This is a genomic window from Cellulomonas biazotea, from assembly GCF_004306155.1.
Classification (GTDB): domain Bacteria; phylum Actinomycetota; class Actinomycetes; order Actinomycetales; family Cellulomonadaceae; genus Cellulomonas; species Cellulomonas biazotea.
On record NZ_BIMR01000518.1, the window covers coordinates 1 to 494 of the forward strand.

Sequence of the window (494 nt, forward strand, 5' to 3'; positions counted from 1 at the left end):
GCGCAGGCCCAGGCGTCGCGGCTGCAGGGCAGCGGAGGCGGGCTCTTCCCGCCCGTGGCCGCGGCCTACCGGGGACGTCGCCGGCGGCGGCCCGCGGGTCCGGCGCGCGGTGGGGCCGCTCCGACGGCGCCGTCGGGGCCGTCGGTGCCGTCGGCTCCGACCGCGAGCAACGGGTCGACCGCGGCGAGCACCGGCTCGGCCGGCACGGCCGCACGCTCGGCCGAGGGGGTCAAGGAGCACCGGCTGGGTGCCGCGGCGCAGCCGTTCACCGAGCCCTTCACGGAGCCGTTCACGGAGCCCTTCACCGAGGCGCTGGGCGCGAACCCGTTCACCGAGCCCTTCACGGAGCCGTTCACGGAACCGTTCACCGAGGCGCTCGGCGCGAACCCGTTCACCGAACCCTTCACCGAGCCGTTCACGGAACCCTTCACCGAGGCGCTCGGCGCGAACCCGTTCACCGAACCCTTCACCGAGCCCTTCACGGAACCCTTCAC

At 75.3% G+C, this 494-nt stretch carries 1 pseudogene; it reads left to right on the forward strand.

Going from position 1 to position 494, the window contains the following annotated elements:
* Nucleotides 1-144: 144 nt before the first annotated feature.
* Nucleotides 145-494, forward strand: a pseudogene (locus CBZ_RS20560) (peptidase S32); the annotation flags it as partial.